This window comes from Streptomyces sp. NPDC049577 (genome assembly GCF_040675635.1).
Taxonomy (GTDB): Bacteria; Actinomycetota; Actinomycetes; order Streptomycetales; family Streptomycetaceae; genus Streptomyces.
The window spans coordinates 21,263-30,393 of sequence record NZ_JBFAPH010000034.1 but is presented as its reverse complement, the minus strand read 5'-3'; the positions used below and the strand labels follow the sequence as shown (position 1 = coordinate 30,393).

Below are 9,131 nucleotides of genomic sequence, written 5' to 3'. Positions count from 1 at the left end.
CGCCTGCGTCGCCGTGACGCCTTGACGGCGCGTCAAAGTGCCCGGCCCCCTCTTCGAGGGGGCCGGGCACTTTGACGTCTACCGTCCGCGCAGCGCGCGGTACCGCTTGACCAGGGTCGCCGTCGACGCGTCGAGGCCCGGGACGTCCGCGCCCTCCGTCAGGGCCGGCTCCACCCGCTTCGCCAGGACCTTGCCCAGCTCGACGCCCCACTGGTCGAAGGAGTCGATGTTCCAGATCGCGCCCTGGACGAAGACCTTGTGCTCGTACAGGGCGATGAGCTGACCGAGCACCGACGGCGTCAGTTCGCCCGCGAGGATGGTCGTCGTCGGGCGGTTGCCCCGGAAGGTCTTGTGCGGGACGAGCTCCGCGGGAACGCCCTCCGCGGCGACCTCTTCCGGCGTCTTGCCGAAGGCCAGCGCCTGGCCCTGGGCGAAGAGGTTGGCCATGAGCAGGTCGTGCTGCGCCACGAGCCCAGGCTCCAGGTCGTCCACGGGCCGGGCGAAGCCGATGAGGTCGGCCGGGATGAGCTTCGTCCCCTGGTGGATCAACTGGTAGTAGGCGTGCTGCCCGTTGGTGCCGGGCGTGCCCCAGACGACCGGGCCGGTCTGCCAGCCGACGGGGCGTCCCTCGCGGTCGACGGACTTGCCGTTGGACTCCATGTCCAGCTGCTGGAGGTACGCCGTGAACTTCGACAGGTAGTGGCTGTAGGGCAGCACCGCGTGCGACTGGGCGTCGTGGAAGTCGCCGTACCAGATCCCCAGCAGGCCCAGCAGCAGCGGGGCGTTCTCCTCCGGCGGGGCCGTGCGGAAGTGCTCGTCCATGAGGTGGAAGCCGGCCAGCATCTCGCGGAAGCGGTCCGGGCCGATGGCGAGCATCAGGGACAGGCCGATGGCCGAGTCGTAGGAGTAGCGGCCGCCGACCCAGTCCCAGAACTCGAACATGTTGGCGGTGTCGATGCCGAAGTCGGCGACCTTCCCGGCGTTCGTGGAGAGCGCCACGAAGTGCTTGGCCACCGCCTCCTCACCCGCCCGCAGCTCCGTCAGCAGCCAGTTCCGCGCGGACGTCGCGTTGGTGATGGTCTCGATCGTGGTGAAGGTCTTCGAGGCGACGATGAACAGCGTCTCCGCGGGGTCCAGGTCCCGCACGGCCTCGTGCAGATCGGCGCCGTCGACGTTCGAGACGAAACGGAACGTCATGTCCCGGGCGGTGTAGGCACGCAGCGCCTCGTACGCCATGGCGGGACCGAGGTCGGAGCCGCCGATGCCGATGTTGACGACATTGCGGATGCGCTTGCCCGTGTGCCCCTTCCAGTCGCCCGACAGAACGCGGTCGCAGAAGACCTGCATCTTGCGCAGGACGGCGTGCACGGCGGGGACGACGTTCTCCCCGTCGACCTCGACGACGGCCGATTCCGGGGCGCGCAGGGCGGTGTGCAGCACCGCGCGGCCCTCGGTGTTGTTGATCTTCTCGCCGCGGAACATCGCGTCACGCAGCCCGGCCACACCGGTGGCGGCGGCGAGCTCGCGCAGCAGGCGCAGCGTCTCGTCGGTGACGAGGTGCTTGGAGTAGTCCAGGTACAGGTCGCCGACGCTCAGCGCGTACTTCTCGGCGCGGCCCGGATCGTCGGCGAAGAGCTGACGCAGATGCACCTCCCCCAGCTCGTCCTTGTGCTTGACCAGAGCGTTCCACTCCGGCATCCGGTCGAGCCTGCCGCGGCCTGCTGCGTTCATCCCGTACATCAGCCCATTCTTCTCGTAGCTGCCCCGCCGGAATACAACCTAATTGATGAAAAGGGCCCGGCCGTGCACCCATGTCAGGTGTACGGCCGGGCCGCTTTGAAACATCTCGGATCGCGCTGGTCAGATCTCGCCGCGCAGCTTGGCGAGCGCCTCGGCGAGGATGGCCTCGCCGTCGGCGTCACTGCGCCGCTCCCGGACGTACGCCAGATGGGTCTTGTACGGCTCGGTGCGCGGCGGGTCCGGCGGGTTGTCCCGGTCCTGGCCGGCCGGGAAGCCGCAGCGCGGGCAGTCCCAGGTGTCCGGCACCTGTGCGTCGCTGGCGAAGCTCGGCTGCGTCTCGTGCCCGTTGGAGCACCAGAAGGAGATGCGCAGGCGCGGCGCGGACTCGCCCCGCTCGGCCTCCCCCATCGGCCCCGCCCCGACCCGGCTTCCTCGGATCGCGTTGCCACTTGCCACGGTCGTAACTCCCTGCGTGATGGTGCTGCACTGTGCCGATCAGCGGCCGCGCCGCGGGGCCGGCAAATCCGCTCCGCTGCGGGCGCCCCAGTCTACGTAAGGCCCAACGCGCGTCCAGTGGTAGGAGTTACAGCCCGGCCGCGACAGGACGCGTGGCCCATCATAGGCCGCGCGTGCGACGGTGCGTCAGCTGTCGAGCTTCATCAGCACGCCGAGGGCGACGATGCAGGCGAACCACAGCAGGCCGACGACGATGGTGATGCGGTCGAGGTTGCGCTCCGCGACGGAGGAACCGCCGACGGAGGACTGCATACCGCCGCCGAACATGTCGGACAGGCCGCCGCCCTTCCCCTTGTGCATGAGCACCAGCATCATCATCAGCAGGCTGAAGACGATGAGGGCGATCGAGAACCCGATGACCACGGCTGACCAACTCTCTCGGACTGTCTTACGGATCTGAGCGGTGAGGGCCGGGTGCGGCTGCTGCTGCGCGCCGCTCCCGGCCCCGACAGGGTACGACGAGGGCGGGCCCTCGTCATAGCCGTCACCTGCTGCTGCGGGCCGGCTACTGGTCGCCGAAACGGATGATCTTCACGAATTCGTCGACGTCCAGCGCGGCCCCGCCGATCAGGGCGCCGTCCACATCGGGCTGCGCCATGATCGCGGCGATGTTGCCCGACTTCACCGAGCCGCCGTACTGGATGCGGATCCCGTCGGCGACCTCGCGGCCGTAGAGCTCGGCGAGGCGGCCGCGGATGGCCCCGCAGACCTCCTGGGCGTCCTCGGGCGTGGCGACCTCGCCGGTGCCGATGGCCCACACCGGCTCGTAGGCGATGACGATCGTCCCGGCCTGGTCGGCCGGGACGTCCTTCAGGGCGCCGTCGACCTGGGCGAGGGTGTGCGCGACCTGGTTGCCGGCCTTGCGGACGTCCAGGCCCTCGCCGACGCACAGGATCGGGGTGAGGCCGTGCCGGAAGGCGGCCTTGACCTTGGCGTTGCAGATCTCGTCCGTCTCGCCGTGGTACTGGCGGCGCTCGGAGTGGCCGATCGCCACGTAGGCGCACTTCAGCTTGGCGAGCATGGCGCCGGAGATCTCGCCGGTGTACGCGCCGGAGTCGTGCGCGGACAGGTCCTGCGCGCCGTACTTGATCTTGAGCTTGTCGCCGTCGACCAGCGTCTGCACCGAGCGCAGATCGGTGAAGGGCGGCAGGACGGCGACCTCGACGGCCTCGTAGTCCTTGTCGGCGAGGGTGAAGGCGAGCTTCTGGACGTGCGCGATGGCCTCGAGGTGGTTGAGGTTCATCTTCCAGTTGCCCGCCATCAGCGGGGTGCGTGCAGTCACGGTGGTTCAGTCCTCCAGTGCGGCGAGGCCGGGGAGCGTCTTGCCCTCGAGGTACTCGAGGCTGGCGCCGCCGCCGGTCGAGATGTGGCCGAAAGCCGATTCGTCGAAGCCCAGCAGGCGCACGGCCGCGGCCGAGTCGCCGCCGCCGACGACGGTGAAGGCGGAGCTGTCGAGCAGGCCCTGGGCGACGGCCTTGGTGCCGTTCGCGTAGTCGGGGTGCTCGAAGACGCCCATCGGGCCGTTCCAGAAGACGGTGGCCGCGTCGGCGAGCTTCGCGGCGTAGAGCTCGCGGGTCTTCGGGCCGATGTCCAGGCCCTCCTTGTCGGCCGGGATGGCGTCCGAGGAGACGATGTCCGGGTTGGCCGGGGCCTTGGTCTTCAGGTCCGGGAAGTCGGCCGAGACCAGCACGTCGACGGGGAGGACGAACTCCACGCCGCGCTTCTCGGCCCGCTCCAGGTACTCCTGGCAGACCGGGACCTGGTCCTCCTGGAGCAGGGAGATGCCGACCTCGTGGCCCTTGGCCTTGAGGAAGGTGTAGGACATGCCGCCGCCGATGAGGATGCGGTCCGCCTTCTCCAGCAGGTTGTCGATGACGCCCAGTTTGTCGGAGACCTTGGCGCCGCCGAGGACGACGACGTAGGGGCGGGCCACGTCCTCGGTGAGCTTCTTCAGCACGCCGACCTCGGTGGCGATCAGGTCGCCGGCGGCGTGCGGGAGCCGCGCGGGGAGGTCGAAGACCGAGGCGTGCTTGCGGTGCACGGCGCCGAAGCCGTCGCCCACGTAGAGGTCGGCCAGGGTGGCCAGCTCGTCGGCGAAGGCGCCGCGCTCGGCGTCGTCCTTGCTGGTCTCGCCCGGGTTGAAACGGAGGTTCTCCAGCAGCGTGACCTCGCCGTCGCCGAGTGCGGCGACGGTGGCCTTCGCGCTGTCACCCACCGTGTCGGTGGCGAACGAGACGTCCTTGCCCAGGATATCGCCGAGCCGGCCGGCGACCGGGGCCAGGGAGAACGTGGGGTCGGGAGCGCCCTTGGGGCGGCCCAGGTGGGAGGCGACGATCACCTTGGCGCCCGCCTCGGCGAGCTTGGCGATGGTCGGCGCGACGGCGCGGATGCGGCCGTCGTCGGTGATGGTGGTGCCGTCGAGCGGCACGTTGAGGTCGGCGCGGACGAAGACTCGCCTGCCCGCGACGCCGCCCTGGATGAGTTCGTCGATCGTCTTCATGGAGTGACTCCGGTGACCTGTGGTGGGGTCGGGTCATGGAACGGGGCCCGTACGACGCGTCGTCGCGTCGTGCGAGCCCCATCCTCACATCTCGGTTCCTGTGACCGTGGTCAGCAGGCCGTCAGAGCTGGCCGCCGACGAAGGTGGTCAGGTCCACCAGGCGGTTGGAGTAGCCCCACTCGTTGTCGTACCAGCCGACGATCTTGACCTGCTTGCCCTGCGCCATCGTCAGGGAGGCGTCGAAGGTGCAGGAGGCCGGCCAGTTGACGATGTCGGAGGAGACGATCTGGTCCTCGGTGTACTCGAGGATGCCCTTCAGCTGGCCCTCGGCGGCCTTCTGGAAGGCGGTGTTGATCTCGTCCTTGGTGACCTCGCGGTCCAGCTCGACGACCAGGTCGGTGACGGAGCCGGTGGGGACCGGGACGCGCATGGCGATGCCGTCCAGCTTGCCCTTGAGCTGCGGGAGGACCAGGGCGGTGGCCTTGGCGGCACCGGTCGAGGTCGGGATGATGTTCTGCGCGGCGGCGCGGGCGCGGCGCAGGTCGCTGTGCGGGAAGTCCAGGATGCGCTGGTCGTTGGTGTACGCGTGGACCGTCGTCATCAGGCCCTTGACGATGCCGAAGGTCTCGTCCAGCACCTTCGCCATCGGCGCCACGCAGTTGGTGGTGCAGGAGGCGTTGGAGATGACGTGGTGGTTGGCCGCGTCGTACTTGTCCTGGTTGACACCCATGACGATGGTGATGTCCTCGCCCTTGGCGGGCGCGGAGATCAGGACCTTCTTGGCACCGGCGGCGAGGTGCTTCGCGGCGTCCTCACGCTTGGTGAAGATGCCGGTGGACTCGATGACGATGTCCGCGCCGAGCTCCGCCCAGGGCAGGTTCGCCGGGTCGCGCTCCGCCAGCGTCTTGAAGGTCTGGTTGCCGACGGTGATGGTGTCGTCGGTGTGGCTGACCTCGTGCTTCAGACGACCCAGGATGGTGTCGTACTTCAGCAGGTGCACCAGGGTGGCGTTGTCGGTCAGGTCGTTGACACCGACGATCTCGATGTCCGCACCCTGCTCCAGGAGCGCACGGAAATAGTTACGACCGATACGGCCAAAGCCGTTGATGCCTACGCGGATCGTCACGAACCGATCTCCTCGTTGGTGTGCCGGGCTGTCCGCCGGCGGCTGTTTGGGATGTCCCCGACCACCACCGACCCTACCTCTAAGAAGGGCTCGACGTGACATTGGCGGCGCTGGGGACCGTGCCCCGGTAGGGGGACACGGACCCGGGGGCGTACGAGCGTCTGTCAGGCGCTCAGAGCGTGCAGAGCGGCGCTCATCAGAGCAGTGCGCTCACCCGTATCGGTGATGTGCTCCAGACCGAATCCGAGCAGCACGGTGGTTCTTGTGGTAATGGCGGCCGAAGCGTGGAAGAGCTCGCGCGAGCGGGCCCAGTCGCCGGTGTTCACGGGGCTGCCGGCCGGCTGGCCGGGGACGGCCCAGGGCCCCAGCGAGGTTTCGAAGCCCTCCGTGGACAACTCCTTGCCACCGGCGGTGACGACGGTGCCGTCGACGAAGGCGCCACGCCCGCCGACCCCGCTGTCGGTGACGTAGGAGACGACCACCTCGGCCTTGCGGCCGGCATAGGCGCTCAGGTCGACGGAGACGGGCCGCCAGCCCTCGGAGGTGCCGGTGAAGCGGTTCCAGGTGCCCGTGGTGCCCGTGGGCACACATCCGCCGTCACGCACCGTGAGGTAGTGGGCCAGGAAGGGGTGCTGGGCGAGGAGGGAGCCGTCGCCGCAGCCGGTGGGGGCGCCGGTGGTGGTGCCGCCGTTCGCGTCGGGCAGGGTGGTCCAGTCGTCCTGGCCGACGGTGTGGGCCTCGATCAGGACGTTGTCGTAGCCCTGTTCCGTGTCGTGGCTGAGCCGGAAGGACAGGGTCGGCCGTTCGGCGGCGGCGGTACCGGTCAGATCGACCGTGCGGGCCAGCCGCATCCAGGCGTTGTCCTGGTGCCGCGCGGCGGCCATCCAGTCGCCCTCGTACGGCTGGAAGGGGGAGCGGGCGCCCGGGTAGTCGCCGGCGGAGGCACTGCGGAACTGCGGGAAGCGGTCCGGCGGCAGCGTGTCGGAGGTGACGGTGTACGCGCCGGCGGTGCGCAGGGCGTGGTCGGGCGTCCCGGTCAGCGCGGCCCGGACGCCCGCGAGGCGGCCGGCGCCGGTGAAGCGGGCGGGCTTGTCGAGGGAGAGCCGTCCGCCCGCGCCCAGGTAGTACTGGCTGAAGTCGTCGGTGCTGCCCGCGTCGAGGCGGACGTTCCCGCCCGCCTGCTCGCCGGCGGCGACGAGCCTGCCGCCCTCGTTGAGGTAGTCGCGGACCGCGAGCATGGTGCCGCCGCTCGGCTTGCCCGCGCCGGAGGCCCAGACGACGGTCCTGAAGTGGCCGAGGACGCCGAGCGCGTGGGGCGTGCCCTGTGTGGCGACGTCCCAGACGACGGCCCGGTGCCCGCTACGGGCGAGGGCCTCGGTGTACGCGCCGGCGTTCCGGGACGCGGCCGTGCCGCCCTCGTCGGCGACGACGAGGGTGTCGGCGCGTGGGCGTTCGGCGACGGTGTAGGTGAACGGCTCGCTCCGGGTCGCCCTGCCCGCACGCGTACGGCCCGTGAACCAGACCGTCACCTTCGCGCCGGGGCGCGCCGCGGGGACGGTGGCCCGGTACTGGTCGAAGCGGAGGTTGTCCTGGCCGCCGTAGCGTGTGCCGCCCTTCCAGGGCCCCAGGGGCGCGGTGTGCGGACGGCCGCCGTCGACGCGGTAGTTCAGCCGCTTGTCGCGGACGCTCTTGCGCGCGGTGACGGCGACGGTCTGTCCGCCGCCGCGCGCGTAGGAGGTGGTGAAGGCGTCGGGGGTGAAGTCCGGGGCGGTCATGCCGACCGAGGAGACGGGCTGGTCGGGGCCGGCCGCGTGGCCGGCGGTCTCGGCGACGGAGAGGGCGAAGGGGATGTTCTTCGCGAACTCGGCCTGGATCAGCTTCTCGTCGTCGGGGAAGCTGAAGACCGACGGGCAGTCGGCCGGGTTCCAGCGGCCGCTGGTGTCGGTCCGGGAGGCGGTCTGGCAGGTCGACATCTCCGGGGTGAACATCATCGTCCCGTTGACGTTGCCCGCGTGGCCGTCGGCCTCGCCGTTGGTGGTGTAGAGCTCGGAGGACAGCTCCGGGCGGTAGCCGGGGACGGCCGACTTCTCCGGGGTGCCGGCGAGGGCCTTGTAGAGGACGTCGTCCGGGGTGTGCGTGGCGACCTGCCAGCCGACGCCGTAGAGCAGGAGTTCGGCGGCCGAGTGGTAATTGACGGCGTAGGCGAAGCGGTGGCGCTTCTCGAACGCGTCGAGGGCGCGGGTCTCCGGCTCGGAGGCGGGGCCCGGGCCGCGGTAGGTCTCGGAGGCCGGGTTGGGCGAGGAGCCCTCGTTGTCGTAGCCCCATTTGTAGGGGAAGTTGCGGTTGAGGTCGACGCCGTCGCCCGGGGTGATCTTCCCGTCGCCGTTGTTGTCGCGCAGGTTCTTGCGCCACAGGCGGGTGGCGGGGCTCTGGAAGGTGTAGTCGTAGCCGTCGGGGTTGGCGGAGAGCACGAACCACAGCTCGGTGCGGTCCACGATCTTCGTGATCCGCTCGTCCTTGCCGTAGCCGTCGAGGAAGCGGTGCATCAGCCGCCGGGTCATCTCGGGGGTGATCCACTCGCGGGCGTGCTGGTTGGACATGTAGAGCACGGCGGGCCGGGCCCCGTCGGGCACCTTGCGCGCGTCGCGGGAGAGCTTGAGCGCGAGGATGTCCTGGCCGCGCGTGGTCTTCCCGATGCTGACGACCTTGGTGAGCCCGGGGTGGGCGCGGGCCGTGTCGGTGATCTCCTGCTGGAGCCCGTTCCTGCCGCTGTACGGGCGGAAGACCCCGTCTCCGGCGGCGCGGAGCCGCTCGCGGGCGCGCGGGGTGAGCTTCTTCTCGGCGAGCGGTAAGCCTTGCCGACGGAGTCCGGCGGCCTGCGTGCCGGTGAGGTAGAGCTCGACGGGCACCGCCGTGCGGCCGTCCGGCCGGGCTGTGAGTTCGGTGCCGTCGACGCCTGCCTCGAGCAGGAGCGGGACCTGCTCGGCGGTGACGTCGGCGGTCCAGACGGTCAGTGCGTCGCCGCCGCCCGGGGCGGGGCCCGGAACCGGTTGTGCGTGCGCGAAGGGTGCGGCGGCGAGCCCGCCGATCACCAGCGAAGCCGCTGCGAGAACCGATCTCGCCCTGCGTCTCATGAGCCCCCCTTGCGGTTGACTGCCACGTCAGTGCACGGGGGCCAGGCTGGTGGGGGCGCGTGGCCATGTCAACGACGCGTTTCGGCCTGCGGCCTGCGGCCCGCACCCGGTTGTG

7 protein-coding genes are annotated in these 9,131 nt (G+C 70.3%); all 7 read right to left on the bottom strand.

The window, feature by feature from the left end; all coding sequences use genetic code 11:
* Positions 1-78: 78 nt before the first annotated feature.
* The 7 genes from pgi to AB0K09_RS07080 all read right to left on the bottom strand — a co-directional run bounded on the left by pgi (position 79) and on the right by AB0K09_RS07080 (position 9,016).
* Positions 79-1,731, bottom strand: a complete 1,653-nt coding sequence (pgi, locus tag AB0K09_RS07110; protein WP_366064272.1) for a glucose-6-phosphate isomerase — start codon at positions 1,729-1,731, stop codon at positions 79-81.
* Between the two features lie 129 nt (positions 1,732-1,860).
* Positions 1,861-2,196, bottom strand: coding sequence for an RNA polymerase-binding protein RbpA (locus tag AB0K09_RS07105; protein WP_003957010.1), 336 nt, complete (start codon positions 2,194-2,196; stop codon positions 1,861-1,863).
* A 186-nt stretch (positions 2,197-2,382) separates the two neighbouring features.
* Positions 2,383-2,619 (bottom strand): preprotein translocase subunit SecG, encoded by a 237-nt coding sequence (gene secG / locus AB0K09_RS07100; RefSeq protein ID WP_366064271.1) that lies wholly within the window; start codon positions 2,617-2,619, stop codon positions 2,383-2,385.
* A gap of 142 nt (positions 2,620-2,761) precedes the next feature.
* Entirely contained in the window at positions 2,762-3,538 is a 777-nt protein-coding gene (tpiA, locus tag AB0K09_RS07095; protein ID WP_366064270.1) for a triose-phosphate isomerase, read from the bottom strand.
* A gap of 6 nt (positions 3,539-3,544) precedes the next feature.
* Entirely contained in the window at positions 3,545-4,756 is a 1,212-nt protein-coding gene (locus AB0K09_RS07090; RefSeq protein WP_366064269.1) for a phosphoglycerate kinase, read from the bottom strand.
* A 121-nt stretch (positions 4,757-4,877) separates the two neighbouring features.
* A complete protein-coding gene (gene gap, locus AB0K09_RS07085) occupies positions 4,878-5,882 on the bottom strand; it encodes a type I glyceraldehyde-3-phosphate dehydrogenase (protein ID WP_366064268.1) in 1,005 nt (334 codons plus the stop codon).
* 164 nt (positions 5,883-6,046) lie between these two features.
* Positions 6,047-9,016, bottom strand: coding sequence for a M14 family zinc carboxypeptidase (locus tag AB0K09_RS07080; RefSeq protein ID WP_366064267.1), 2,970 nt, complete (start codon positions 9,014-9,016; stop codon positions 6,047-6,049).
* Positions 9,017-9,131 lie beyond the last annotated feature (115 nt).